The organism is Glycomyces amatae, assembly GCF_020991375.1.
GTDB classification, from domain to species: domain Bacteria; phylum Actinomycetota; class Actinomycetes; order Mycobacteriales; family Micromonosporaceae; genus Glycomyces; species Glycomyces amatae.
In genome coordinates this window covers 12,176-35,551 of sequence record NZ_JAJLQZ010000009.1, presented here as the reverse complement: position 1 = coordinate 35,551, position 23,376 = coordinate 12,176, and the positions used below count along the sequence as shown (strand labels likewise).

Here is a 23,376-nt window from a genome sequence, read left to right as displayed (position 1 = left end):
CCGACATGGCCGTCACCCGGCGCACCTCACGTGACATCCGCAGCGAATCGCGACTCGACGTCCTGCACGCGCTGCTGCTGGCGGGCGAGGCGAGCCGGAACGACCTGGTCGGCACCACGGGCCTGAGCAGCGCCACGGTCGCCACCGTGGTGAGCGACCTCCTCGAAGGGGGGCTCGCGACCGAGGCCCGGCGGACCGGCGGCCGCGTCGGGCGGCCCACGACCACGCTGCGGCTCAACGGGGACCGGGGGCGGATCGTCGGCGTCGACGTCGCGGAGACCTACGTCAGGGCGACCGTGTTCGACGCGGCGCTCGACGAGCTGGCCTCCGCCGAGGTCGCCACCGACGAGCACGACGACGCCGACCGGGTGGTCGACCACATCGTCGGCGTGCTCGACCGCGCGTTGGAGAACAGTGCCCTGGAAAGCAGTGCGCCGGGGACGGGCGCGGCCGGGCGCGCGGGCGCCTCCCGGGAGGACGTGCTCGGCGTGGGCATCTCGCTGCCCGGCGGGATGGCGGGCTGGGGCGGGGCGGCGGCGCCGGACGCGGCCTGGTCGCACGTCGACCGGCTGCGCGAGCGCCTCGGCCTGCCGATCGTCGTCGACAACCCGCTCAAGGCGATCGCCACGGCGGAGCTGTGGTTCGGGGAGGGGCGGCGGCACGCCAGCATGATCACGGTCAACCTCGGCACGGGCGTGGGCGCGGGGATCGTCCTCGAAGGGACGATCCTGCGCGGGGCCACGAACTTCGCGGGCGAGTGGGGCCACAGCCTCCTCGCCTTCGAGGGGCGCCGGTGCCGTTGCGGGCGGAGGGGGTGCGTCGAGGCGTACGTCGGCGCGGAGGGCATCCGGCAGACGCTCGCCGAGATCGACCCCGGGCATCCGCTCGCCGCCGGGACCACGCAGCGCGAGTTCATCGGGGCGCTGGCCGCGGCGCTGGAGCCGCCCTCGCCCGACCCGGCCGTGACCGAGACGATCGAACGCACCGCGCGCTACCTCGGGTCGGCGATCGCCGACCTCGTGGCCATCGTCAACCCCGAGATGATCACGCTGACCGGCTGGACGGCGTGGGCCCTGGGCGGCCACCTCGTGCCGGACGTGCGGCGCCGGGTGGGCGAGGAGTCCCCCGGGGACGCGGCGGCGGGCCTGGCGATCGAGGTGTCCACCGTGCGCGGCAACTCGGTCGCGACCGGCATCGCCACGATCGCCCTGGAGCGGTTCCTCGGCGACGTGGGCCTGGTGACCACGAGGGTCCCGACCGCGCTGTGAGCCCCGAGCGGCCGGACCGGGCGGTCACGGATGCTCTAGTGTCGGGCGGGCCCGTCGAGGAGAAAGGCCGGTTCCGGTGCGCACAGTTCACGTCGTCACCCATCCTGAAGCGACGCATCACGTCGAGGGGGTGGTCGGTGGATGGCACGACTCCGAGCTCACGCCCACGGGCATCCGCGCGGCCCGCTCGATCGGTCGGGCGCTGCGAGCGATGATCCCCGCGGACGCCGAGGTGGAGCTGTTCTCCTCGGACCTGCGGCGCACCGGTCAGACGGCCGAGGCGATCGCCGAACGGTTCGGCGTCGCACCGATCCTGGATCGGCGGCTGCGGGAGAAGTCCTTCGGCGAGGCGGAAGGGCGGCCGCAGGCGTGGCTGGACGAGCGGTTCATCCCGCCGCCGGCGGTCGGGGACCGGATGGACCATGATCAGGGAGTCCCCGGCGCCGAATCCAATATTTCGCTCGCGCAGCGCATCGACGAGGCCATGGACGAGATCCTCCGGCGTCGGTGCGAGCACCAGATCATCGTCACACACGGATTCGCCCTGACGTTCGTCGTCGCGTCCTGGATCAAGATGCCGATCGACTCACTCGGCTACGTGCTGTTCCAGGCCCGCTCCGGCAGCATCACCACGCTGCACGAGGACGACTTCTACCGCAGCCGCCGCGTCATCCGCCTCGGCGACACCCGCCATCTCGACGCCGTCGACGGCCCAGAGTGACTCGTGTCCAGGCGACCAGAGCGATCAGCGCGGCGGCGTACGACGGCAGTGGCAAGGACGGTGAAGTCCCGGCGCATGGACGCGGCGCCCTTCGAGGAGGCTCCGAGGCCTACCCGGCGTCCGCCCTCAGGTGCCGGGCGCTCCGGCGGTTGGCCTCGGCGAGGTCGGTGAGGGCGGCGGTGAGCACCTGGAGCTGCTGCTCGCTCAGCGGGGCCAAGGCGTCCGTCGCGGCGGCGACCACCGGCCGCCAGGTGTCGCGGCGGACGCGGACGTGACGGTCGGAGGTCCGCACCTGCCGGGTCCGCCGATCCGTCTCCTCGCCCGAGCGCGTGATGTAGCCGGCCTGTTCGAGCCGGTCGAGCACCTTGGTGATGGCCGCCGGGCTCAGGCCGCTGGCCTGGGCCAGCCGACCGGGCCGCAGCGGCCCCTCCCGCTCGAGGATCTCCAGGCAGCGCAGGTCGTTCCGGTTGATGCCGTAGCGCTCGGCCGCGGCGTCGAAGAGCGCCTCGGTCGCCGAGTGGAGCAGGCGGGTGGCCGACAGCGCGGCGGCGATCGCGTCCTCGGGACGAGCGGCCTCCAGCGGTAGTACACGTCGTGTATCTTTCACGTCGTGAATCATACTGCGCAAGCCACGCCCGTCCGCCGGCACTCCCTTTCAGCTCGGGTCGGTGCCGCCGCTTATGTCCTGTGGGGGCTGCTCCACCTGGGGCTGGGGACCGCCATGGCGGTCCCCAAGATCGCCGAGGGCGCCGCCGGCGAGCTGGAGGCCGAGAGCTTGATGTTCTTCATCTGCGCCGCCGTCTTCGGCGCTCAGGCCATCGCGGTCGGCTGGTTCCTCAACCGCGTCAACGACCGCTTCGGCTACTGGCTCAACCTCGTCGTCCTCGGCCTCGTCGACGCCGCCTTCGTGGCCGTGATGGTGCTGCCCGGACACGTCGACCTCATCGGAGGACTCTCCGGCCCGCTGGTCTGGGCCGTCGCCGCGATCGCCTCGACCGTGGCCGTCCGCTGGACCTGAGGCGGCGCAACGGATCGGCGGCCTCAGATCAGGAAGTCGGCGAGGAACTCGGCGACCTGGTCGGGGGCCTCCTCGGCCATGTGGTGCCCGGACTGGACGACCGCCTGGCGCACCGGCTGCTCGCACCAGGGCTCCCAGATCGCGGCCGGGTCGACGTACAGCTCCCCCATGTCGTCGCGCCAGGACCACATGACGAGCACGGGGGCCTGGATGCGGCGCCCCGCCTCGCGGTCGGCCTCGTCGTTCGCGCGGTCGACGGTGAGCCCGGCGCGGTAGTCCTCCAGCATGGCGCGCACCGTGAGCGGGTCGGTCACGGCCTCGACCATGTCCTTGTAGTTGGCCCCGCCCATGGAGACGACGTCCGGCCGGTACCAGGCCAGCGGGTCGGCGGTGATGACGCGCTCGGCGTGCGGCGAGGAGCCGTAGAAGAACCAGTGCCACCACTTGGCGGCGAAGCGGGCGTCGGCGCGCTCCAGGGCCTCGAGGATCGGGACGCCGTCGCACACGGCGAGGGCGCTCACGCGGTCGGGGTGGTCGAGCGCGGTGCGGTAGGCGACGTAGGCGCCGCGGTCGTGGCCGACGACGGCGAACTCGCGGTGCCCGAGGGCGGCCATGAGCTCGACGACGTCGCCGGCCATGGCGCGGTCGGCGTACACGCGGTGCTCGGCGTCGGGTTCGGGCTTGCTGGAGCGGCCGTAGCCGCGCAGATCGGGGCAGACGATCGTGCGGCCCTGCGCGGCGAGGACGGGCGCGACGCGGTGCCAGGTCGCGTGCGTGCGCGGATGCCCGTGCAGCAGCACCAAAGCGGGACCCGAGCCGCCGGAGCGGCCGTGGAGCGTGATCCCAGGGGACACCTCGATGTCCCATTCGGTGAATCCTTCGAACATGTATGCATTCTTCCCCAAGATCACTGCGGGGCGACACGGGTACGGGCGAATTCCGAGCGCACGGCCCGCCACACCGCCCGCCCGACGCAATGTGAGCGGGCGTTCACCCATGGCACGCAGGACTTTCGGGCACCGGACGCACCCCGGCAGCGATCATTGCAAATCATCTGCAATACCGATATGGAGTGGTGGATAGGGCAACGGTATGGTTCTCGGATGAATCGCCCTGTATAGGAAGGACTACCCCCGGTGCCCGACGCACCCACCCCCAGACTCGTCTACGACGCGCTGCTGATCACCTCACACCACGACTTCTACAAACCCGCCGTAGCGCCGCGGGTGGCCGAGCTCGGCATCGGCGCGGCGCTCGTCGCCGAGCTCGTGCTCTCCGGCCACGTCGCGGTCCGGCCCGAGGACGGGTCCCGGCTCGCGCCCCGCGACATCGGCGTCGCACCGCCCGCGGACTCCCTGGGGCTGTGGCTGACCGAGCTCGTGCGCGCCGAACCCGAGCCGCTCCCCGTGCCCGAGTGGCTCGAGTTCCTCGCCGTCTCCGACCTGTACTCCAAGACCGCCGACCACATGGTCACGACCGGGCTGATGCACCGCACCGAGCGGCGATCCCGCTGGCGCAAGGCGTCCCAGGTCTCCTACGAGCCGGTCGACGCCTTCATCGCCCAGGCGCCCTTGGCCCGCATCCGCCGGCACCTGACCTCGATGGAACAGCGCATGCCGCTGCCCGACGCGTTCCTCGTCGCGCTCACCGAAGCCGTCGGGCTGTCCAGGTCCCTGTACTCCCAGACCCCCTACGGCGCGCGCGACTACGCCCGGTCGCACACGCGCTCCCTCCCCGCGCCCCTGCAAGCCCTGCACGGGCACCTCGCCGCCGCGGTGGCGGCCACCGCCATCACCGGCAACCTCTGAGTCCCTTCATCCCTTAAGGAGCGACCACCTCCATGTCCACCCCGTCAGCCCCGCCCAGCGCGGTCAGGTCGACCCTGGCCCACGACAAGCTCGGCACCTTCAGCCTGCTCCACTTCTCGCTCACCGCCGCCACCCCGCTCACGGTCATCGCCGGCGGCGTCGTGGTCATGTTCGCCGTCGCCGGCCAGATCGGCATCCCCCTGGGCTACATCGTGATCGCCGCCTGCCTGTGGCTGTTCAGCGTGGGCTACACGACCATGTCCCGGCACATCACCAACGCGGGCGCGATGTACGCGTTCATCGCCCGGGGCCTGGGCCGCATCCCCGGCGTCGCGGCGGCCTGGGTCGCGGCGACCTCGTACTGCGCCATGCAGGCCTGCCTGTACGGCCTGCTCGGCGTCACCGCCGAGGGCGTCATGGACCGCATCGGCCTCACCGTGCCGTGGTGGGCCGCCGCGCTGGTCGCCTGGCTCCTGATCGGACTGCTGGGCACGCGCGCGGTGGACATCAACGCGAAGGTGCTCGCCGTGCTCCTCATGGTCGAGATCGCGGTGATCCTGCTGTTCAGCGCCTCCAACTTCATGAACGCGGCCGACGGCCTCTCGCTCGCCCCCCTGTCGCCCGGGTCCTTCGGCGGCGAGGCGGCGGGCGCCGTGCTGGCGCTCGCGGTCGTCGGCTTCATCGGCTTCGAGTCGCCCACGGTGTACGGCGAGGAGGCGCGCGACCGGCGCCGCACCGTCGCCCGGGCCACCATCGCCACCGTCGGCATCCTGGCGTTCATCTACATCACCGCGTCGTGGTCGATCATCACCGCCGTGGGCGAGGACGACGTGGTCGCCGCCGCCTCGGCCGACCCCTCCGGGCTCATGTTCGCCCTGGCGGGCGACCAGCTCGGCGGCGCGTGGGTCACCATCGGCGAGGTGCTGCTGCTGACCTCGGTCACCGCCGCCGCGCTCTCCTTCCACAACACCACGGCCCGCTACCTGTTCGCCCTCGGGCGCGAGCAGGTCGTCACCGCGCGGCTCGGGCGCACCTCGGTGCGCGCCTGCGCCCCGGTCGCGGCCTCGCTGACGCAGACCGCCGTGGGCGGCATCGTGATCGCGCTGTGGGCCGTGCTCGGCCTCGACCCGCTGACGCACCTGTTCTTCTACCTGGGCACCGCGGCCGGCATCGGCCTGCTCGCGCTCATCACCGCGTGCGCGGTGGCCGTGGCCGTCTACTTCTGGCGCGACCAGCGCGGGGAGTCGACGTGGCACACGAGGGTCGCCCCGGTCCTGGCGTGCGTCGCGCTCGCGGGCGTGCTGTACCTGTCGGTCATCCACTTCCACACGCTCCTGGGCGTCGAGAAGGGCTCGCTGCTGCCGCGCCTGGTGCCGATCCTGTTCGCGGCGCTCGCGCTCCTGGGCGCGGGCTGGGCCGCGTACCTCAAGCGCGCCAGGCCCGAGGTGTACGCGGGGATCGGCTACGGCGCCAAGGCGACCCTCGTCCAGAGCACCGGGGGCGTCGAGGCCTCCCCGGAGGTGGCCCGTGGTCGATAGCGCGAAGGTCGCAGGCCTCCTGACCGAGGCGTTCCTGGACCTGCCGAGCGCGAAGTGGCTCGTGGCCGACGTCGACGAGCGCCGCAAGGCGATCCTGGGGCAGTTCACGATCCTGGCCGAGCACGCCCTGGCGCACGGCGGGATCGCCACCGCGGGCGACCTCGACGGGGCGGTGGTCTGGTTCGACCACACGACGCCGCCCGCGCCGATCCCCGACTACGACGAGCGGCTGCGCGCCGCCTGCGGCGCGCACATCGAGCGCTTCGCCCACCTCGACAAGCTCATGGAGCACCACCACCCGTCGGAGCCGCACGTGTACGTGGCGCTGGTCGGGGTCCGGGAGGACCGGCGCGGCCGGGGCCTGGCGACGGCGATGCTGAACGAGGTCCACGCGGAGCTCGACCGCGAGGGGACCTCGGCGTACCTGGAGGCCGTGTCGCCCGAGACCGCCGCGCTCTACGGGACCCTGGGGTACCGGACCCACGCGCGGCCGTTCCACCTCGAGAAGGACGGCCCGGCGCTGTACCCGATGTGGCGCCACCCGGCGCGCTGAACGGCGGCGGACGGTCCCGGCCTCCACGGCCGGGGCCGTCCGCGTTCACCAGGCCTTGCGCTCCTCGCGCCAGGAGGCCATCGGGTCGGGCAGGCGCAGCGCGGCGAACCGCGGGGTCCAGTCGGCGGCCTTGTAGCCGAGGCCGAGGTCGGTGTGGTGCAGTTCGACCTCGGTGAGGCGGCGCGGCAGGATCAGGGCGGCGCGGAACAGGGGGCCGTCGAGGACGCGCACCTCCTGCTGCCAGGCGGCGTCGGTCAGCATCTCGGCCTCGGCGGCGAAGGCCTCGCCGGTCTCGGCGACGTCGTCGCGCAGGTCGTCGACCGAGCGGCCGGCGCCCTCCTCGATGTCGGCGTCGCGCTGCGACTGCCGCCGGTAGGCGGGGGTCTCGACGCCGGTGCGCGCCCAGGCGAGGAGGTTGCGCAGGGCGTCGGCGTTCCTGGCGACGTGGGTGACGACGTGGCCGCGCGTCCAGCCGGGCAGGAGCGAGGGCTCGGCGGCCTCCGCTTCGGACATGCGCTCGACCGCGACGACCAGGCGGTGCGTCGCGATGCGCAGGACGTTGAGCAGTTCGGCCCGATCGGTGGTCATGGCCACATCGTACCGAGGCCGCGGCCGCGGTTCCATCTCAGTCGACATGCGCTGGCGCGGTTGCCATGTGGTGCTCGATCGAGGTGTGGTCGCCGATGGACGCGGGTGCGGCGGGGCTGAGGTTGACCAGGGCCCCCGTCACGGCCGCGGCGAGGGCGACCGCGGCGGCCTCGGCGAGGAGGACGCGGCGCAGGCGGCGCAGGCCCGCCCGCTCCCCCGGGCTCCGGCGGACGGCGGGCACCAGCAGGTACCGGTTCCACGCCGCCAGCGCCAGGGCGACGGCGACGAGGTCGAGCTTCGCCAGGAGCGCGACGCCGTGGTCGGAGCCGAGGAGGCCGGACCAGGAGCGGTGGATCACCAGGGCCATGACGAGGCCGCTCGCGCCGAGGGCGGCCACGGTCGCCCCGGCCCAGGAGGAGAACCGCGCGACGACCCGGGCGGCGGTGGCGGCGTCGACGGCGGGGCGCTCGGCGTGCGCCGCGCGGAGCAGGACGAGGAGCCCGGCGAGGCCGCCGACCCAGACCGCGCCTGCGAGCAGGTGGACCAGGTCGGCGGCGGCCATGAGCCAGCCGGGTTCGAAGGAGCGCGTGTGCCCGGTGAGGACCGGCGCCGCGAGGGCGAGCGAGGCGGAGGCGAGGGCGGCCGGGCGGAACCAGCGGGCGGCGGTGCGGGTGAAGCACCAGTAGGCGGCGGTGACGCCGAGGACCGTGAGGGCGGCGACGAGGACCGGTTCGGGCCGGACGAGGTCGCGCCAGGCCGCGGTGTCCGCGATCCGGGTCGGCGCGAGCCCGGCGGCGTCGAGGGCGCCGAGGGGGACGGCGAGGGCGGCCGCGGCGATCGCGGCGGCGCCCGAGGCGCGCAGGAGCCGGTGGCGCGGGCGCGGCGGCCAGTCGCCGCGGGCGATGGCGGCCTTGAAGCACAGGAGGCCGGTGAACAGGAGCAGCCCGGTGTAGTGGAGGGCGGCGGCGGCCATCGCGGGCCAGGGGGCGTGCGGCGCCGCGTCGGCGCCGGAGGCCTCGGCGAGCGCCTGGTGGCCGGTGGGGATCAGGGCCGCGTGCGCGGGCGCGGCGGGGGCGAGCAGCAGAGCGAGGGCGGCCAGCGCCGCCAGGGCCGAGAGGCGCGGGCGGGAAGAGGTGGTCACGCTCCCATTATCTCAAAGAATCTATATGAATCAATATTTATGGAGCACGGAGTTCCTCCGTGCCGAGGTGAGCGGCGCCGCTCGCCGCTCCCGTCCCTTATTGCAACACGGTTGCAATAGTAGGATCGGTGCGCAGTGACCGGCGGGGCGAGAGGACGGGCCAGTGGAGGCGGAGACGCGGAGTGCCGGCAGGGCGCGGGCGGGCCTAAAGGGGGCGTCCGCATGAGCGGCGCGGTGGTCCTCGGGATCGAGTCCTCGTGCGACGAGACCGGCGTCGGGCTCGTCGCGGACGGAAGGCTGCTGGGCGAGTGCACGGCCACGAGCATGGACCGGCACGCGCGGTTCGGCGGGATCGTGCCCGAGGTCGCGGCCCGCGCGCACCTGGAGTCGATGGTCCCGGCCGTGCGGACCGCGCTGGAGCGCGCCGGGCTGGGGAAGGGCGACGTGGACGCGGTCGCGGTGACCGCCGGGCCCGGCCTGGCGACCGCGCTCACGGTGGGGATCGCCGCCGCGAAGGCGTACGCGCTCGCCCTGGGCGCGCCGCTGATCGGCGTGCACCACCTCGCCGGGCACGTCGCCGCCGACACGCTCGAGCACGGGCCGCTGCCCGAGCGGAGCGTCGGCCTGGTCGTCTCGGGCGGGCACACCTCGCTGCTCATGCTCGGGGACCTGGCCCGGGACCCGATCGAGCACCTGGGCGACACCGCCGACGACGCGGCCGGGGAGGCCTTCGACAAGGTCGCCCGGCTGCTGGGGCTGGGGTATCCGGGCGGGCCCGCGCTCGCGAGGGCGGCCCTCGGCGGCGACCCGGATGCGATCCGGTTCCCGCGTGCCGCCGTCGGGCAGTACGGGTTCTCCTTCTCGGGGTTGAAGTCCGCGGTGGCGCGCTGGGTCGAGGCGGCCGAGGGGCCGCTGCCGGTGGCGGACATCGCCGCGTCGTTCCAGGAGGCCGTGTGCGACGTGCTCACCGCCAAGGCGGTCGCGGCCTGCGCCGACCACGGGGTGGACACGCTCGTCATCGCCGGGGGCGTGGCCGCGAACGGGCGGCTGCGCGAGCTCGCCGAGGAGCGGTGCGCCGAGCGCGGCATCGCGCTGCGCGTCCCGGCGCCGCGGCTGTGCACCGACAACGGCGCCATGATCGCCGCCGTCGGGTCCATGCTGGTCGAGGCGGGGGCGCCGTGGGCGCCGCCGGGCCTGTCCGCCGACTCCTCCGCGCCGCTCACCGCCGCGCTGCTGCACCCCGAGGCTTCACAACGTTCACAACACCGGCCGGAGAATTCCACAAGAAACCACATCCGCAACGGTTCCAACGGGAACCGCGCTGCGCATACTGTGGATCACGTTCCGCGACCATGAGGAGGCGACCGCGATGACGACACCGGCACCGGGCCCGACGATCGCCGACGTCGTGTTCCCCGAGCAGCTCAACCACCGCGGCACCCTGTTCGGCGGGGCCGCCATGGCGCTGATGGACCGGGCCGCGTTCGTGGCCGCGAGCCGCGAGGCCCGCACCGACGTCGTCTGCGCGGGCGCCGACGGCATCGCCTTCTCCCAGCCGATCCGGCCCGGCGACCTCGTCGAGGCCACCGCCGTGGTCGAGCGGCGCGGCCGCCGCTCGATGACCGTCTCGGTCGTCGTGGTCGCCGAGGACCTCCCGAGCGGCGAGCGCCGCGAAGCCGTGCGCGGCACCTTCCACATGGTCGCCGCCGAGCCCCCGCCGGGCTGGGGCCCGGCCCGACCGACCAGCACACCGAAAGGGCACCCATGAACCGATCCAGCGACCTGACCGCGCTCGAGGAGCGATACGGCGCGCACAACTACCACCCGCTGCCGGTGGTGCTCGCCGAAGGCGAGGGCGCGTGGGTCACCGACACCGAGGGGAACCGCTACCTCGACTGGCTCGCCGCGTACTCGGCGGTCAACTTCGGGCACCGGCACCCGCGGCTGGTCGGGGCCGCGAAGGCCCAGCTCGACCGGCTCACCCTCGCCTCGCGGGCCTTCCACACCGACGCGCTGGGGCCGTTCCTGTCCGGGCTCGCCGAGCTGTGCGGCAAGGACGCCGTCCTGCCGATGAACACCGGCGCCGAAGCGGTCGAGACCGCGATCAAGGCCGCCCGCAAATGGGGGTACGAGCGCAAGGGCGTCGCGGCGGACCGGGCGCGGATCGTCGTGTTCGACGGGAACTTCCACGGACGGACCACCACCATCGTGGGCTTCTCCTCCGACCCGTCGGCGCGAGAGGGGTTCGGGCCCTTCGCGCCCGGGTTCGACTCGGTGCCCTACGGCGACGCCGACGCGCTCACCGCCGCGATCGGGCCCGACACGGTCGCCGTCCTCGTCGAGCCGGTGCAGGGCGAGGCGGGCGTCCTGATCCCGCCGGCCGGCTACCTGCGCGCGGTCCGCGAGGCCTGCGACCGGAACGGCGTGCTGATGATCGCCGACGAGATCCAGTCGGGCCTGGCCCGCACCGGGCGCACCTTCGCATGCGACCGGGAGGGCGTGGTCCCCGACGTGTACCTGCTGGGCAAGGCCCTCGGCGGCGGCATCGTGCCGGTCTCGGCGGTCGCGGCCGACCGCGAGGTCATGGACGTCTTCACGCCCGGCACCCACGGGTCCACGTTCGGCGGCAACCCGCTCGCCGCCGCGGTCGGGACCGAGGTCGTCGCCATGCTCGCCACCGGCGAGTGGCAGGCGCGCGCCCAGGACCTCGGCAAGCACCTCGAGGCCGCGCTCGCCGGGCTCGACCCGAGCCGCGTGGACGCGGTGCGGGTGTGCGGCCTGTGGGCGGGCGTGGACCTCGCCGACGGCGGCCCGACCGCCCGCGAGGTCTGCGAGCGCGCGGCCCGCAACGGCCTGCTGTGCAAGGAGACCCACCACCGGACCGTCCGCATCGCACCGCCGCTGGTGGTCGAGCCCGACGAGATCGACCGCGGCGTCGCGATCCTGCGCGAGGCGATGGGGGGCTGACCGGGCTCAGTCCCGGTCGGGCTCGGTGGTCGAGGGGTAGGGGGTGAACCGGCTGCGGTGGCCGGTCGCCTCCAGCGGCTTGCCGATGGCCGGGAAGGCCCGCTGCGGGCAGCCGTCCCGGTCGCACACCTTGCACCCGGGCCCGATCGGGGTGCGGGCGGCGGGGTTCGCCAGGTCGAGGCCGTCGGCGTAGACCAGGCGGTGGGCGTGGTGGAGGTCGCAGCCCAGGCCCACCGCGAAGGTCTTGGTGGGCGTCCCGAAGCCGCCGTAGCTGCTGGTGACGGTGCGCGCGACCCACAGGTAGGCGCGCCCGTCCGGCATCTGGGCCAGCTGCGTGCGGACCGCGCCGGGCTGGGAGAACGCCTCGTAGACGTTCCACAGGGGGCAGGTGCCGCCGACGCGCGAGAAGTGGAAGTCGGTGGCGGACTGGCGCTTCGAGATGTTCCCGGCCCGGTCGACGCGGACGAAGAAGAACGGCACGCCCCGCGCGCCGGGCCGCTGGAGCGTGCTCAGGCGGTGGGCGACGGTCTCGTAGCCGACGTGGAAGCGGCGCTGGAGCAGGTCGATGTCGTAGCGCAGTTCCTCGGCGGCCCTGTGGAAGGCGCCGTAGGGCAGGATCAGGGCCCCGGCGAAGTAGTTGGCGAGGCCCACCCGCGCCAGGGCCCGCGCCTCGTCCCCTGACAGGTCCGCGGCGGCGACCTGCGGTTCGATGAGGTCGGCGAACCCGGTCAGGGCCAGGTGGGTCGCGAGCTGGAACGCGCGCTGGGCGGGGTTCAGGAGCGCGGAGAGGCGCAGGACCCGGGTCTCGGGGTCGAAGCGGCGCTTCGTGCGGGCCTGCTCGGCCGGGTCGAGGTCGGCGACGGCGGTGCCGTGGCGCTCGCGCAGCAGCCGCGTCAGGCCGCCGACGGGATCGGGGTGGAGGCCGGCCTCGGCGCAGAGCCGCTCGGCGGCCTCGTCCAGTTCGGGGATGTAGTTGCGCTTGGCGTAGAACAGGTCCCGCACCTCCTCGTAGGCCGTGGGCGAGGCCCCGGCGTCGAGTTCGGCGCTCATGGCGGCGTTGCGCTCCAGGGCGTGCCGGTAGCGGCGGTGCAGGTCCACGACGTAGCGCGCGAGTTCGGGGGCGCCCTCGGCGAGCTGGCGGGTCTCGGAGGGCGGGACCTGCTCGGCGTGGGCGGTGTCGGCGAGGGCGTCGCGCAGCTGCGCGGCCAGCCGGTCGCTCTCGGCGGCGGAGAAGCGCTGCACGTCCACGTCGTAGACCTCGGCGAGGCGCAGCAGGACCGGGCCGGTGATGGGCCGCTGGTTCGACTCCATCTGGTTGACGTAGCTGGTCGAGATGCCCAGCGCCGAGGCCAGCGCGGCCTGGGTGAGGCCCTGCTCCTCGCGGAAGCGGCGCAGCCGCAGCCCGACCTTCGCCTTCTTCAACGCCATGACCACGCCCTTTCACAAGATTCACAACTGCGGCCGAAAAATTCCACAAGAAACCACATTTACAGCTGTTTCAAGGGGATTCGGATCTGTGCATACTGTGAACCTACCCTTCGGGCAGAGGAACGGAACGCGGCGGTGGCCGCAGGGCGAGGAGATCCAGTTGCAGACACATGTGGTCCGGACGTACGCCTCCGCGGAGGAGCTGCCCCGCGAGGAGCAGCTCGCCTGGAGGATCGCGCGGGTCGCGGCCGACCCCGTGGAGGTCGAGCCCGAGGTCGCCGAGATGATCGGGAACCGGGTCATCGACAACGCGGCGGTCGCGGCCGCGTCGCTGGCCCGCTCCCCCGTGGTGAACGCCCGGGCGCAGGCGCTGGCCCACCCGTACCGGCCCGGCGCGGGCGTGTTCGGCCTCGGGCCCGCGCCGCGGGTCTCCCCCGAGTGGGCGGCGTGGGCGAACGGGGTCGCCGTGCGCGAGCTCGACTTCCACGACACGTTCCTGGCCGCCGACTACTCGCACCCCGGCGACAACATCCCGCCGGTCCTGGCGGTGGCCCAGCACCGGGGCCTGGACGGGCGGGCGCTGGTGCGCGGCATCGCGACCGGGTACGAGGTCCAGGTGGACCTGGTGCGCGGGATCTGCCTGCACGAGCACCGGATCGACCACATCGCGCACCTGGGGCCCTCGGCGGCGGCCGGGATCGGGACGCTGCTGGGCCTGGACGCCGAGACGGTGTACCAGGCGGTGGGCCAGGCGCTGCACACCACGACGACCACGAGGCAGAGCCGCAAGGGCGCGATCTCGTCGTGGAAGGCGTACGCCCCCGCGTTCGCCGGGAAGCTCGCGGTCGAGGCGGTCGACCGGGCCATGCGCGGCGAGGGCGCGCCCTCGCCGGTCTACGAGGGCGAGGACGGCGTGATCGCGCGGCTGCTCGGCGGGCCCGGGGCCCGGTACGAGGTGCCGCTGCCCGAGGCCGGGGAGCCCAAGCGCGCCATCCTGGACACGTACACCAAGGAGCACTCGGCGGAGTACCAGAGCCAGGCGCTCATCGACCTGGCGCGGCGCCTCGCGCCCCGGATCGGGGACCTCTCGCGCGTCGCGGAGGTCGTGATCCGCACGAGCCACCACACGCACCACGTGATCGGAACGGGCGCGAACGACCCGCAGAAGACCGACCCGGACGCCAGCCGCGAGACCCTGGACCACTCGATCCTCTACATCTTCGCGGTGGCCCTGGAGGACCGGGACTGGCACCACGAGCGGTCCTACACTCCTGAACGGGCGCACCGGGAGTCGACCGTGCGCCTGTGGCGCAAGGTCCGCACGGTCGAGGATCCGGAGTGGACGGCCCGGTACCACGACCCCGACCCGGATGAGCGGGCCTTCGGGGGCCGGGTGACGGTGACGCTCGAGGACGGCTCGCGGATCGAGGACGAGATCGCCGTGGCCGACGCGCACCCCAGGGGCGCGAGGCCCTTCGGGCGCGAGCAGTACATCGCGAAGTTCCGCCGACTCGCCGAAGGCGTGGTCGACGCGGCCGAGCAGGACCGGTTCCTGGACCTGGCCCGCCGCCTCGACCGGCTCGACGCCGAGGAGGTCCGGCAGTTGAACCTCTCGGCCCCGGCGCTCACCGAACCGAACCGCGGAGGACTCTTCTGATGACGCAGCGCACCACGCCCGCCGACAAGCGCCGCCGACTGCGCGAGGGCCTGGCCTCGGGGCGGATCCAGCGCCTGCCCGGGGCGTTCTCGCCGCTGGCCGCGCGGGCCGTCGCCGACCACGGCTTCGACGGCGTCTACGCCTCCGGGGCCGCGCTCGCGGCCGACCTCGCCCTGCCCGACATCGGACTGACGACGCTGACGGAGGTGGCCGGGCGGGGCGGGCAGATCGCGCGCGCCACGGACCTGCCGACGCTCGTCGACGCCGACACCGGCTTCGGCGAGGTGTCCAACGTGGCGCGCTCGGTCGGCGCGTTCGAGGACGCCGGGCTCGCCGGGCTGCACCTGGAGGACCAGGTGAACCCCAAGCGCTGCGGCCACCTCGACGGCAAGCAGGTCGTCCCGGTCGAGCAGATGGTCCGCCGCGTGGCCGCGGCGGTGCGGGCCCGCACCGACCCCGACTTCGTGGTCTGCGCCCGCACCGACGCCCGCGCCGTCGAGGGCCTGGACGCCGCCATCGACCGGGCGAAGGCCTATGTGGACGCCGGGGCGGACATGGTGTTCCCCGAGGCGATGCGCGACGAGGCCGAGTTCGCCGCGTTCCGCGCGGCGGTCGACGTGCCGCTGCTGGCGAACATGACCGAGTTCGGGGCCTCGCCGCTGCTCGGCGCCGAGCGGTTGCAGGAGCTCGGCTACAACGCCGTCATCTGGCCGGTGAGCAGCCTCCGCGCCGCGATGGGCGCGGTCGAGACCCTGCTGGAGACGCTGAACGCCGAAGGCACGCAGGCGTCCGTGGTGGACCGGATGCAGACCCGGGCGCGCCTGTACGAGCTGGTCGACTACGCCTCCTACGCGGCGTTCGACCAGGAGCTGTTCGATTTTCAGATCCCGGGGAGGGACGCATGAGCGACATCCGCAAGGGCCTGGCCGGGGTGGTCGCGGACACCACCGCGATCTCCGAGGTCGTGCCCGAGACCAACTCGCTGACCTACCGCGGCTACCCCGTGCAGCAGCTCGCGGCGTCGCGGAGCTTCGAGGAGGTCGCGCACCTCATCTGGTACGGCGAGCTGCCCGACGGGGCCGCGCTGCGGCGTTTCACCGAGCGCGAGCGGGCGCAGCGGGAGGTGACCCGCTCGACCATCGGCGTGATCGACCGCGTCCCGGACAACTGCCACCCGATGGACCTGCTGCGCACCGCCGTCAGCTGCCTCGGCGCGGAGGACCCGGCAGAGGACGACAACAGCCCGGCCGCCAACCGGGCCAAGGCCGAGGCGATGTTCGCCAAGCTGCCCACGGTGATCGCCCACGGCCACCGGCGCCGCAGGGGCCTGGACCGCATCCCGCCGGACGCGGGGCTGGGCTTCACCCAGAACTTCTTCCACATGTGCTTCGGAGAGGTGCCCGCGCCGGAGGTGCTGCGCTGCTTCGAGATCTCGATGATCCTGTACGCCGAGCACAGCTTCAACGCCTCCACGTTCACCGCGCGCGTGGTCGCGTCCACGCTGTCGGACATCTACTCGGCCGTGACCGCCGCGATCGGCGCGCTCAAGGGGCCCCTGCACGGCGGCGCGAACGAGGCCGTCATGCGCATGATGCTCGAGATCGGCGACCCGGCCCTCGCCCGGGACTGGCTCCGGGACCGGTTGGCGGCCAAGGAGAAGGTCATGGGGTTCGGGCACCGGGTCTACAAGGGCGCGGACTCGCGGGTGCCGACCATGAAGGCCGCGTTCACGGCCATGGCCGAGCGGGTCGACGGCGGCAGGTGGGTCGCGATGTACGAGGAGCTCGAGGCGGCGATGCTGGAGGCCAAGGGGCTCCACCCGAACCTGGACTTCCCGGCCGGGCCCGCCTACCACCTCATGGGCTTCGACATCCCGATGTTCACGCCGCTGTTCGTCATGTCCCGCATCACCGGCTGGTCGGCGCACGTCATCGAGCAGCTCGCCGCGAACGCCCTGATCCGCCCGCTGAGCGCCTACACCGGACCGGGGCAGCGGCAGGTCCCGGCCGCGGCGTGAACCGGGCCGCGCCGGAGGTCAGCGGCCGCCGGAGCGCGGCGGGCCGGCGTCCAGGTAGCGGCTGAGGTGCGCGGCGGCCTCGAGCATGGCGAGGCCCTGGCCGGTCAGCCTGCGGCGCCAGTCCTCCAGGGCCTCGGACAGCGCCTCGGCGCCGCCCGCCGTCCGGACCTGCTGGACCACGGTCGCGATGTGGTCCAGCGGGTAGCCGCCGCGCCGCAGCAGGTGGGCGAGCTCGGCGTCGCGGACGTCCTCGGCGTCGAAGCGGCGGTACCCGGCCCGGTCCCTGGCGGGGGCGAGTATCCCGGCGCCCTCCCAGTTGCGCAGCGTCGCCGGGGTCACGCGGAGCCGGTACGCGACCTCGCCGATGGTGAAGGGGCGCAAGTCGCTCGCGGGCTCGGCCGTCAGGCCCGTGACCGCCGCCCGCACGGCGTCGAGGGTGGTCCGGTCGCGCAGGAGCTGCTCGTGGCCGCGGTCGACGACCATCAGGGCGTCGTCGAGCTTCCCGTCGTGCAGCGCGTGCATGACCTCGGCGGCGGTCGCGTGCCCGTAGGCCCTGGTCAGCGCGAGGAAGGCGCGGAGGGCCGCCGCGTGGACCTCGGTGTAGGCCCGGTGGCCGCCGGGGGTGCGCCCGGCGGGCGGGAGGCACCCGTCGCGCTCGTAGTTGCGCACCGTCTGGGTCGACAGGCCGTGCTCCCGCGCGAGGTCGGAAGGCCGCAGGTTCGTCATCGGTTTGAGACTTTACCGGACGGCTCCGAGGCCGGGGCCGAGGCGAAGTTCAACCGCTGTTTCAACGATATGTTTGAGGCCATGACTCAGGACATCTGCGAATTCGTCAACGACTCGTGCGACCTGCTGGGGTTCGGCGAGCCGGACCACCGGGAGCCGGCCTACGGGCTGATCCGCAACGAGCTGTTCGCGCGGCTGGTCGAGCGCGGCTTCCGGTCGATCGCGCTCGAGACCGACCGGGTGGCCGCGTTCGCCGTCGACGACTACGTCCGGGAAGGAGAGGGCGACTTCGAGGCCGTGCTCGCGGAGGGGTTCTCGCACGGGTTCGGCGCCCACGACGCCAACCGGCGGCTGGTCGCCTGGATGCGGGAGTACAACGAGCGGCGGGCGCCCGAGGAGCGGTTGGCGTTCCACGGCATGGACGCGCCGTTCGAGTTCACCGCGGAGAGCCCCCGGCGGTACCTGGAGTTCGGGCGCGACCGCCTCGGACTCGACCTGGACCTGGCGCCGCTCGTCGGCGACGACGACCGGTGGGGCGGCATGGAGGCGGTCACCGACCCGGACCGGTCGCCCGGCGACACCGACGAGGCCCGGCGGCTGCGGGCGATCGCCGACGACATGCTCACCGCGCTCTACGCCGAGGCGCCCCGGCTGATCGCGGCCGCCTCGCGCGCCGACTGGGACCGGGCCAGGGTGCACGTCGCCACGGCGCTGGACCTGCTGCGCTACCACCGGCAGGCGGCGGTCCGGACCGACGAGGGCGACCGGTGGTCGCGGCTGTCGGCCGTGCGGGACGCGATCATGGCACGGAACCTGCTCGACGTCCGCGACCTGGAGGCCCGCCGGGGCCCGACCATGGTCTGCGGGCACAACGTCCACTTGCAGCGGAACCGGAGCCGCATGTCCATGGCGGGCATGGACCTCGCCTGGAACGGGGCCGGCGCGGTCGTGGCCGCGCTACTGCGGGAGCGGTACGTCTGCGTCCTCGGCGGCACCGCGCCCGGCGCGGGCGAGGCCTGGGGCCTGACGGCCGCCGACGAGTTCAAGGGCGAGGGCCGCTTCCCGCTGGACCGGGAGACGCTGGAGGGCGCCGACGCGGTCCTGCACCTCAACGAGAGCGCGACCTGAAACGCCGGTGCCTCACCGCGGATTCGCGGTGAGGCACCGGCGTTTCAGGCTCGGCTCACCAGCGGTGGTGGACCTGCTCGCGGATCCGGCGGTCGTAGAGGTCGCGCACGGCGCCCAGGGCGGCCTCGGGCAGGGGCGCGAGGTCGGCGGCCGCGGCGTTGGCGCGGGCCTGCTCAGGATTGCGGGCGCCGGGGATCACGGTGGAGACGCCGGGCTGCTGGAGGATCCAGCGCAGCGCGGTCTGCGCGGGGGTCGCGCCCTCGGGCGCCAGGCCCGCGAACTCGACGGCCGCCTCGACGCCCGTGGCGTAGTCGACGCCGGAGAACGTCTCGCCCTGGTCGAAGGCCTCGCCGTGCCGGTTGAAGGCGCGGTGGTCGTCGGCGGCGAAGACGGTGTCCTTCGTGTACTTGCCCGAGAGGAGGCCGCTGGCGAGGGGGACGCGGGCGATGACGCCGACCCCGGCCTCGGCGGCGGCGGGCAGGACCTGCTCGAGCGGCTTGAGCCGGAACGGGTTCAGGATGATCTGCACGCTGGCGGTGCCGGGGCGGGCGATCGCGGTCAGGGCCTCGTCGCAGGTCTCGACGCTCACGCCGTAAGCGGCGATCCGGTCCTCCTCCACGAGGGTGTCGAGGGCGTCGAAGACGGCGTCCGAGGAGTAGACGGGGGTGGGCGGGCAGTGGAGCTGGACCAGGTCGAGCCGGTCGACGCCGAGGTTCGCGCGGGAGCGGTCGGTCCAGGCGCGGAAGTTCTCAAGGGTGTACAGCGCCGGGTCCTGGTCGACGCGGCGGCCCATCTTGGTGGCCACGAGCACGTCGGCGTCGGCGTGCTCGCGCAGGAAGCGGCCGATGAGCTGCTCGGAGCGGCCGTCGCCGTACACGTCCGCGGTGTCGAAGAAGGTCACCCCGGCGTCGAGGGCGGCCTCCAGCACGGCGAGGGCGTCGGACTCCTCGACCTCGCCCCAGTCGGCGCCGAGCTGCCAGGTGCCCAGCCCGACCACCGACACCCGCCGGCCACTCCTGCCGAATACGCGCTGCTCCATGGCTCTCCCCCACTCCGCCGACGGGACGCCCCCGCCGAATCCGGGGCCAGTCTACCGGTGCCGCCGCGGGCCGTCCCCGAACCGCCGGAGGCCCGCGGCTTCTCGCCGAAAAGCCCGCGTCGGCTCGAAAGGCTTTGGCGCGCAGACGCGGACGCACCGATACCGCGGAGATGCCGCTCCGGTCGGGCTCACTCTTTCAAGCGGAAGGCGGGGAGCTCGATCGTGTCGGCGTCAATGGTGAACGTGGAGGGCGATCGCTCGATGCCGAATCCGAAGAACGCCAGGAGCGCCTCTTCCGCGAGGTCGAGCGGGTGGAACGGCAGCGGGTAGTCGGGGGCGTGGGCGAGGCCGCGGGCCCCGGTCCAGAACGGCGCCTCGAAGGGGTACCGGTCCCCCGTGTCCTCCATGGTCCCGGCGTCGGCGGCGAGGCTGATCGAGCGCCGGAGCTCGCCGCCCTCCCAGACCGCGAACGCGCCGTAGTCGACCGCGCTGTGCATGAAGACGCCGTGCGCGCTTCCGGTCGGCGACACCGCCTTGATCCAGGCACCGATCTCGCTCGGGCGGTCGGGGCCGATCTCCCGGTATCCGATCAGGGCGGACGCCTCCCACGCCGCGACGCAGATCGTGCCCCGCTCGGGCCACACGCCCTCTTCGGTGAGGACGCGGGTGCCGTCGGCGCCGACCGGTCCGCCGAGCACCGTTGCGGCCAGCTCGGCCGACCGTTCCAGGTCGGGCCGGAGGGCCGCCCGCAGCGCCGCGGAGGGAAGGCCTTCGCCGAGGTGGACGAGTCCGGCCTTCGCGCCCATCGGGTCTCCTCTCAACCGTTGCGGCCTGACGATAGCGCCCCGGTCCGACGGCACCGGCCTAGAGTCGGTCTCCGGGCGACACGGGTTCGGGCGGGTGGGGGCCACCGCCGTCCTTGAGGTCGTCGTCGCAGTCGTGCCGCTGCTCGGACTGGTCGTTCGGGACCAGCAGCACCGCGTCGACCCGCTCGGGGTGCTCGACGGCGAACCAGCCGTCGCCGGTCAGCGCGCCGTCGTCCTGCCCCCACGCCATGCCGGAGTCGATGGTCGTGCAGGCGAGGGCCACGCGGTCCGCGTCCACCGCGCACACGTCCAGTTCGATGTTCCACGGGTCGCGGTCCTCGGAGACGAGCCGGTAGTCGAAGAACACCTGGTCGCCTTCGTCGGGGGTCTGCGGGTGCGGCTCCAGCCGCCACTCCGTGATCGCGGCGGTCACGCCGGTGTCGCCCCAGACGCTCTCGACTTCGACCGTCGAGGCGGCCTTGCCGCGTTCAGCGGTGGTGTCGCTGCAGATCCAGTCGTCCGAGCAGGCGGACAGGACCAGGAGCGCCAGTACGAGCGATGCGCTGGCGGTCAGAGGGGCGGGAAGGGCCACGTGAGCCTCCTGGGGTGACGGGTGGTCCAGGGTACCCGGAGGCCGTCGCCGCGCCCGGTGGCGCCGGGGCGGAAGGTCTCCCGCCCCGGCGTGGTGTCACTTGTAGAAGCGGACGTAGTCGAAGGTGGCGGTCAGTCCCTCGCCCGCCATCGAGACCAGGCCGATCTGCGGTTCGGCGCCTTCCGGCAGGTGCCAGACGCCGCCCCAGGTGTAGTGCTCGCCGTCCCGGCTCGTGGCGGCCTGGAACAGGTGCTCGCCGGTGTCCGGGTCGACGGTGTGCCGCAGGCGCAGCCACAGCTCGTCGGCCGCGACGCCCACCTGCATCTCGGGCCACGGGTTGCGGTCGCGGCCGATCCACAGCAGCACCTGCCCGGACGGGCCGTTCTTCACCGAGGCGAGGTGGATCGAGCTCTCCGGGCTCTGGAACGCGACCAGGCCCGCCTGCGGGCGCTGGGACTCGTCCGTGGCCGGGTCCTCGGAGATCGGCAGGTGGAGCTTCGTCTCCACCGTGTAGGTGCCCTCGGGCGCGTCGCGCAGGAGCGCGGAGGCCATGGCCCCGTTGCCGCTGAGGTCCGCGTCCTGGGTCGGCCACACGTAGGCGCCGTCCTCCACTCGCCCGTCGGGCGTGCCGAACCAGTTCCAGTCGGCGAGGTCGGCGTCGTCGAACTCCTCGCCGTACCCGGTGAGCTCCTCGCCGACCGCGGGGTCGGCGACGCGTTCGGTGACCGGCTCGTAGAGGGCCGTCACGCCGAGGTTGTCGATCGCCGCGGCGCCGCGGGTGGAGGCCGCGCCGCCCGGTGCCCAGGAGGCCGGCACCGCGATGTCGAGTTCGGCGAGCGGCATCCCCAGCAGCGAGGCGCTGAGCTCGACGTGGGCGGTGCCCGCGTCGATCTCGGCGGTCAGCGCGTGCCAGTCGGACAGGTCGGCGCCGTCGTGGACCTGCGCCTGGACGCGGTCGGTGATCCGGCCGTGGCGCCGCACCTCGACGCTGAGCAGTCCGTCGGCGTCGATCCAGGCGACGGCGTGGTTGCGGGAGTCCTCGTAGCCCAGGACGAGTCCGGCCCGGCCGCGGTCGTCGGTGACCCGCACGTCCGACTCCAGCCGCACGTCGCCGGTGGGCGCGTCGTCGGGGAGCAGGAACGACGGGTTCGGCGAGTGCGCGGTGTTGTACGCGAAGCCGCCGGACAGGTCGTCCTGGTCCCGCTTCCAGCGGCCGGGTCCGGGCGTGCTGAAGCCGCCGGCGCCGTCCTCGAAACCAGTGCCGTCCTCGAAGCGGCTGCCCGCGTCCCAGGCGCCGACCGGCGCGGTCTGCGGGCCGTCGCTGGACCAGGCGCCCGCGTTGACCGTGGGCCAGCCGTCGATCCAGTCCAGGCGGTCCATCAGGGTGGGACGCCCGCCCCAGGTCAGGTCCTCCTCGAAGCGGTCGAAGCCGTTGGTGAGGATCCACTCCTGTCCCGAGTGGTCCACGACGTTCGCCGAGTGGCCGGAGGCGACCCAGCGGTTCCCGTTGGGCGAGTTGACGATCGTGCCGCCCGGGTTCTCCGCGGTGAGGCTGACGCCGTCCGCGTCGGTGAACGGCCCCAGCGGGCTGTCGGAGCGGCCGACGAAGACGGGGTAGCCGCCCTTCTCGCGCTCGCAGCAGCCGAGTCCGGAGTAGAACAGGTAGTACAGGCCGTCGTGCTTGACCACGTAGGGCGCCTCGCCCTGGCGGCTGCCGACGACCTGGACGGACTCGCCCACGGGGGCGGTGCCCTCGTCGTTCAGCTCGACCGCGCGCACGCCGGCGTCCTTGAACGAGCCGTAGTAGAGGTACTTGGCGCCGTCGTCGTCGACGAACAGGGCCGGGTCGATCTGGTTGGCGCCGTCGTCCTCCTCGATCACCGGGCGGCCCAGGTCCGTCCAGGGGCCGGCCGGGGTCGGGGCGGTCGCCAGGCCGAGCTGGTTGCGCGGCCCGCCGCCGCCCGCGGCGGCGTAGTAGAGGTGGTACAGGCCGTCGACGTAGCGCACGTCGGGGGCCCAGTAGTAGGTGGTGTCGAAGTCGCGCCACTCGGGGTGGTTGTCGCGGTCGAAGACCTCGCCGACGTACTCCCAGTCGACCAGGTCCGCCGAGCGCATGATCGGCATGAAGTACTGGTCGTCCCAGTCGCCGCCGCGGTTGTCCTTGCGGAGGCTGGTCTGGGTCGCGTAGGCGTACCAGTAGCCGTCCTTGCCCTGGATGATCGACGGGTCCGAGAAGGCGTCCGCCAGGTCGTCCATGATGTGGTTCTCGTAGGTGCCCGGCTCGTCGCCGGGGTCGGCCGCGACCGGGGGGCCGACGGCCAGCAGGCCGATGACCGCGGCGGTGGCGACCGCCAGTCTGGATCTGCGCACGGGGTGCCTCT

The 23,376-nt window shown here is 73.5% G+C and carries 23 protein-coding genes; 13 read left to right on the top strand and 10 right to left on the bottom strand.

The features are described from left to right. Positions 1-5: 5 nt before the first annotated feature. Together LO763_RS15290 and LO763_RS15285 are read left to right on the top strand one after the other, a co-directional pair. Positions 6-1,268 (top strand): ROK family transcriptional regulator, encoded by a 1,263-nt coding sequence (locus LO763_RS15290; RefSeq protein ID WP_230785831.1) that lies wholly within the window; start codon positions 6-8, stop codon positions 1,266-1,268. A gap of 76 nt (positions 1,269-1,344) precedes the next feature. Then, complete coding sequence (locus LO763_RS15285) at positions 1,345-1,989, top strand: histidine phosphatase family protein (RefSeq protein ID WP_369432001.1); 645 nt, start codon at positions 1,345-1,347, stop codon at positions 1,987-1,989. 109 nt (positions 1,990-2,098) lie between these two features. Here LO763_RS15285 and LO763_RS15280 read toward each other — a convergent pair whose 3' ends face one another. Beyond that, positions 2,099-2,596, bottom strand: coding sequence for a MarR family winged helix-turn-helix transcriptional regulator (locus tag LO763_RS15280; protein ID WP_230785829.1), 498 nt, complete (start codon positions 2,594-2,596; stop codon positions 2,099-2,101). A gap of 3 nt (positions 2,597-2,599) precedes the next feature. Here LO763_RS15280 and LO763_RS15275 point away from each other — a divergent pair, with 3 nt between their 5' ends. Beyond that, on the top strand, positions 2,600-3,007 hold the full coding sequence (locus LO763_RS15275) for a hypothetical protein (RefSeq protein ID WP_230785828.1): 408 nt from the start codon (positions 2,600-2,602) through the stop codon (positions 3,005-3,007). 23 nt (positions 3,008-3,030) lie between these two features. Here LO763_RS15275 and LO763_RS15270 read toward each other — a convergent pair whose 3' ends face one another. Then, positions 3,031-3,894 carry an alpha/beta fold hydrolase gene (locus LO763_RS15270; RefSeq protein WP_230785826.1) on the bottom strand — a complete coding sequence of 288 codons (864 nt, stop codon included), beginning with the start codon at positions 3,892-3,894 and terminating at the stop codon, positions 3,031-3,033. Between the two features lie 249 nt (positions 3,895-4,143). Here LO763_RS15270 and LO763_RS15265 point away from each other — a divergent pair, with 249 nt between their 5' ends. From LO763_RS15265 to LO763_RS29880, 3 genes are read left to right on the top strand one after another with little or no spacing between them, the layout of a single operon-like run. Beyond that, complete coding sequence (locus LO763_RS15265) at positions 4,144-4,815, top strand: GOLPH3/VPS74 family protein (protein ID WP_230785823.1); 672 nt, start codon at positions 4,144-4,146, stop codon at positions 4,813-4,815. Between the two features lie 32 nt (positions 4,816-4,847). Next, positions 4,848-6,353: an APC family permease gene (locus LO763_RS15260; RefSeq protein WP_230785822.1), complete on the top strand. Its 1,506-nt coding sequence runs from the start codon at positions 4,848-4,850 to the stop codon at positions 6,351-6,353. Continuing rightward, a complete protein-coding gene (locus LO763_RS29880; protein ID WP_230785820.1) occupies positions 6,343-6,906 on the top strand; it encodes a GNAT family N-acetyltransferase in 564 nt (187 codons plus the stop codon). Before LO763_RS15260 ends, LO763_RS29880 begins: the two co-directional genes overlap by 11 nt. Before the next feature lie 45 nt (positions 6,907-6,951). On the opposite strand, the gene LO763_RS15250 is transcribed toward LO763_RS29880, so the two are convergent. After that, a complete protein-coding gene (locus LO763_RS15250) occupies positions 6,952-7,494 on the bottom strand; it encodes a maleylpyruvate isomerase N-terminal domain-containing protein (protein ID WP_230785818.1) in 543 nt (180 codons plus the stop codon). 37 nt (positions 7,495-7,531) lie between these two features. Continuing rightward, a complete protein-coding gene (locus LO763_RS29875; protein ID WP_369432000.1) occupies positions 7,532-8,635 on the bottom strand; it encodes a CopD family protein in 1,104 nt (367 codons plus the stop codon). A 222-nt stretch (positions 8,636-8,857) separates the two neighbouring features. Here LO763_RS29875 and tsaD point away from each other — a divergent pair, with 222 nt between their 5' ends. The 3 genes from tsaD to rocD are packed head-to-tail and all read left to right on the top strand — an operon-like array spanning position 8,858 to position 11,602. Further along, entirely contained in the window at positions 8,858-9,991 is a 1,134-nt protein-coding gene (gene tsaD, locus LO763_RS15235) for a tRNA (adenosine(37)-N6)-threonylcarbamoyltransferase complex transferase subunit TsaD (RefSeq protein WP_230603562.1), read from the top strand. A gap of 13 nt (positions 9,992-10,004) precedes the next feature. Further along, positions 10,005-10,403 (top strand): acyl-CoA thioesterase, encoded by a 399-nt coding sequence (locus LO763_RS15230; protein ID WP_230603560.1) that lies wholly within the window; start codon positions 10,005-10,007, stop codon positions 10,401-10,403. After that, positions 10,400-11,602 carry an ornithine--oxo-acid transaminase gene (gene rocD, locus LO763_RS15225; RefSeq protein WP_230603558.1) on the top strand — a complete coding sequence of 401 codons (1,203 nt, stop codon included), beginning with the start codon at positions 10,400-10,402 and terminating at the stop codon, positions 11,600-11,602. The genes LO763_RS15230 and rocD overlap by 4 nt, the downstream gene beginning before the upstream one ends. A gap of 6 nt (positions 11,603-11,608) precedes the next feature. Here the strand turns inward: rocD and LO763_RS15220 are convergent, their stop codons facing one another. Further along, positions 11,609-13,024, bottom strand: a complete 1,416-nt coding sequence (locus LO763_RS15220) for a short-chain fatty acyl-CoA regulator family protein (protein ID WP_369432006.1) — start codon at positions 13,022-13,024, stop codon at positions 11,609-11,611. Positions 13,025-13,190: 166 nt separating this feature from the next. Here LO763_RS15220 and LO763_RS15215 point away from each other — a divergent pair, with 166 nt between their 5' ends. The 3 genes from LO763_RS15215 to LO763_RS15205 are packed head-to-tail and all read left to right on the top strand — an operon-like array spanning position 13,191 to position 16,704. After that, the gene (locus tag LO763_RS15215; protein ID WP_230603554.1) at positions 13,191-14,687 is read left to right on the top strand and encodes an MmgE/PrpD family protein; all 1,497 of its coding nucleotides are present in this window, start codon (positions 13,191-13,193) and stop codon (positions 14,685-14,687) included. Further along, positions 14,687-15,592 carry a methylisocitrate lyase gene (gene prpB, locus LO763_RS15210; protein ID WP_230603552.1) on the top strand — a complete coding sequence of 302 codons (906 nt, stop codon included), beginning with the start codon at positions 14,687-14,689 and terminating at the stop codon, positions 15,590-15,592. The genes LO763_RS15215 and prpB overlap by 1 nt, the downstream gene beginning before the upstream one ends. Then, positions 15,589-16,704, top strand: coding sequence for a bifunctional 2-methylcitrate synthase/citrate synthase (locus LO763_RS15205; protein WP_230603550.1), 1,116 nt, complete (start codon positions 15,589-15,591; stop codon positions 16,702-16,704). Before prpB ends, LO763_RS15205 begins: the two co-directional genes overlap by 4 nt. A gap of 18 nt (positions 16,705-16,722) precedes the next feature. On the opposite strand, the gene LO763_RS15200 is transcribed toward LO763_RS15205, so the two are convergent. Next, entirely contained in the window at positions 16,723-17,430 is a 708-nt protein-coding gene (locus LO763_RS15200) for a TioE family transcriptional regulator (protein WP_230603548.1), read from the bottom strand. A gap of 81 nt (positions 17,431-17,511) precedes the next feature. On the opposite strand from LO763_RS15200, the gene LO763_RS15195 reads away from it, so the two are divergent. After that, positions 17,512-18,558, top strand: a complete 1,047-nt coding sequence (locus LO763_RS15195) for an erythromycin esterase family protein (RefSeq protein ID WP_230603546.1) — start codon at positions 17,512-17,514, stop codon at positions 18,556-18,558. A gap of 55 nt (positions 18,559-18,613) precedes the next feature. Here the strand turns inward: LO763_RS15195 and LO763_RS15190 are convergent, their stop codons facing one another. The 4 genes from LO763_RS15190 to LO763_RS15175 all read right to left on the bottom strand — a co-directional run bounded on the left by LO763_RS15190 (position 18,614) and on the right by LO763_RS15175 (position 23,365). Beyond that, positions 18,614-19,597: an aldo/keto reductase gene (locus tag LO763_RS15190; RefSeq protein ID WP_230603544.1), complete on the bottom strand. Its 984-nt coding sequence runs from the start codon at positions 19,595-19,597 to the stop codon at positions 18,614-18,616. Positions 19,598-19,785: 188 nt separating this feature from the next. Continuing rightward, the gene (locus LO763_RS15185; RefSeq protein ID WP_230603542.1) at positions 19,786-20,403 is read right to left on the bottom strand and encodes a DUF6928 family protein; all 618 of its coding nucleotides are present in this window, start codon (positions 20,401-20,403) and stop codon (positions 19,786-19,788) included. 58 nt (positions 20,404-20,461) lie between these two features. Then, positions 20,462-20,995, bottom strand: a complete 534-nt coding sequence (locus tag LO763_RS15180; RefSeq protein ID WP_230603540.1) for a hypothetical protein — start codon at positions 20,993-20,995, stop codon at positions 20,462-20,464. Between the two features lie 96 nt (positions 20,996-21,091). After that, positions 21,092-23,365: a glycoside hydrolase family 43 protein gene (locus LO763_RS15175; RefSeq protein ID WP_230603537.1), complete on the bottom strand. Its 2,274-nt coding sequence runs from the start codon at positions 23,363-23,365 to the stop codon at positions 21,092-21,094. Between the last annotated feature and the right edge of the window lie 11 nt (positions 23,366-23,376).

Excerpts from the sequence above, each read along its gene's own strand:
- LO763_RS15290 (WP_230785831.1), top strand. The coding sequence starts at position 6 with ATGGCCGTCACCCGGCGCACCTCACGTGACATCCGCAGCGAATCGCGA.
- LO763_RS15270 (WP_230785826.1), bottom strand. The coding sequence starts at position 3,894 with ATGTTCGAAGGATTCACCGAATGGGACATCGAGGTGTCCCCTGGGATC.
- LO763_RS15260 (WP_230785822.1), top strand. The coding sequence starts at position 4,848 with ATGTCCACCCCGTCAGCCCCGCCCAGCGCGGTCAGGTCGACCCTGGCC.
- LO763_RS15250 (WP_230785818.1), bottom strand. The coding sequence starts at position 7,494 with ATGACCACCGATCGGGCCGAACTGCTCAACGTCCTGCGCATCGCGACG.
- tsaD (WP_230603562.1), top strand. The coding sequence starts at position 8,858 with ATGAGCGGCGCGGTGGTCCTCGGGATCGAGTCCTCGTGCGACGAGACC.
- LO763_RS15230 (WP_230603560.1), top strand. The coding sequence starts at position 10,005 with ATGACGACACCGGCACCGGGCCCGACGATCGCCGACGTCGTGTTCCCC.
- rocD (WP_230603558.1), top strand. The coding sequence starts at position 10,400 with ATGAACCGATCCAGCGACCTGACCGCGCTCGAGGAGCGATACGGCGCG.
- prpB (WP_230603552.1), top strand. The coding sequence starts at position 14,687 with ATGACGCAGCGCACCACGCCCGCCGACAAGCGCCGCCGACTGCGCGAG.
- LO763_RS15205 (WP_230603550.1), top strand. The coding sequence starts at position 15,589 with ATGAGCGACATCCGCAAGGGCCTGGCCGGGGTGGTCGCGGACACCACC.
- LO763_RS15200 (WP_230603548.1), bottom strand. The coding sequence starts at position 17,430 with ATGACGAACCTGCGGCCTTCCGACCTCGCGCGGGAGCACGGCCTGTCG.
- LO763_RS15195 (WP_230603546.1), top strand. The coding sequence starts at position 17,512 with ATGACTCAGGACATCTGCGAATTCGTCAACGACTCGTGCGACCTGCTG.
- LO763_RS15190 (WP_230603544.1), bottom strand. The coding sequence starts at position 19,597 with ATGGAGCAGCGCGTATTCGGCAGGAGTGGCCGGCGGGTGTCGGTGGTC.
- LO763_RS15185 (WP_230603542.1), bottom strand. The coding sequence starts at position 20,403 with ATGGGCGCGAAGGCCGGACTCGTCCACCTCGGCGAAGGCCTTCCCTCC.